The sequence below is a fragment of the Komagataeibacter kakiaceti JCM 25156 genome (assembly GCF_000613305.1).
In genome coordinates this window covers 1-1,255 of sequence record NZ_BAIO01000608.1, presented here as the reverse complement: position 1 = coordinate 1,255, position 1,255 = coordinate 1, and the positions used below count along the sequence as shown (strand labels likewise).

Genomic DNA, 1,255 nt, shown 5'->3' with positions numbered 1-1,255 from the left:
CCGCCGGGTGCCGCCCCCAGATCCACCACGCGGGCGCCGGGGCGGATGAGATGGAAGCGGTCATCAGTTCAATCAGCTTGAAGCGGCGCGTGAGCGCCAGCCTGCTTCTGCGCGGCTTGCACATAGGGGTCGTTCAACTGCCGTTGCAGCCAGCGGTGCTGCGCCGTGGTGCGGCCGCGCGCCTTCCTGACGGTGACGGTCTTGGTCCGGTTGGTCTGTACGGCCCGCCCGTCGGCGCTGGTGTCGCCATCTCCGGGGGTAAGACTGCTGGTACGGGCCTTGCCCGGTATGCGGGTAGGGGAACGCTGTTTCATGACGGGACGCGGTCAGGAACTGACCCGGTGCTCCATACGGCTGTACAGGGGGAGGGAAGACGGAGCGGCGGAAAGGCCACCACGCCGTTTACGGTCCCCGATCATGCGTAAAAGCAGGCCGTCACGCAATCCCCGGTCCGCCACCGTCACTTCCGCCAGAGGCCATGTGGTGACGATCGCTTCGAATATGGCGCAGCCGGGCATGATGTAACGCGCGCGCTCCGGCCCGATGACGGGATTGCGCATCAGCCCGTCCATGCCGCCCCGGCGCAGGCTGTCGATGATGCCCAGCGCGCGCGGCACGGACAGGCTGGTGCCATCTATGCTGGCGCGGTCATACCGTGCCTGACCCAGCGCTAGGCTGGCCAGTGTGGTGACCGTGCCGCTGGTGCCCAGAAGCATGACGTTCTGGCGCACGATTTCACGGGCGATGCAGTGAACATCATCAAAACCGCGCAGGACACTGCTGATTTCGGCCACGGTGGCGCTGTAGCCCGCATCGGAAAAGATATCCGCGCCATCGCGTTCGCCCAGCGTCATGATGCCGACGGGCAGGCTGACATAACCCGACAGGTCATGCCGCCCGGCATGGCGGTCGATTCGCGCCCATGCGATTTCGGTCGAGCCGCCGCCGATGTCGAACAGAAGCCCGCGCCCCGTCGTGCCCCGGCTGTCCTGTAACAGGGAGGTGCAGGCGGCGAGTGCGAGTTCCGCCTCTTCCCGCGCCGAGATGATGGAAATGTTCAGTCCCGTCTCGTTCAGCACGCGGCTGAGGAAGTCGAGGCCATTGCCCGCCCGGCGGCAGGCTTCGGTCGCGATGGCGCGATGGCCGTGCAGGTCATACAGCCCCATGCGGGCGACACAGGCGCGTAGCGCGGCCAGTGTGCGTTCCATGGCCGGATCGGCCAGTTGGCCGGTCCGGTGCAACCCTTCGCCAAGAC

General features: G+C 66.8%; 1 protein-coding gene and 1 pseudogene. Both read right to left on the bottom strand.

The annotated features are described in order from the left end of the window. A pseudogene (locus tag JCM25156_RS25700) lies at nucleotides 1-314 on the bottom strand (SAM-dependent methyltransferase); the annotation flags it as partial. 12 nt (nucleotides 315-326) lie between these two features. Beyond that, a partial coding sequence (locus tag JCM25156_RS17090) for a Ppx/GppA phosphatase family protein (protein ID WP_025814107.1) occupies nucleotides 327-1,255 on the bottom strand: 929 nt, incomplete at its 5' end.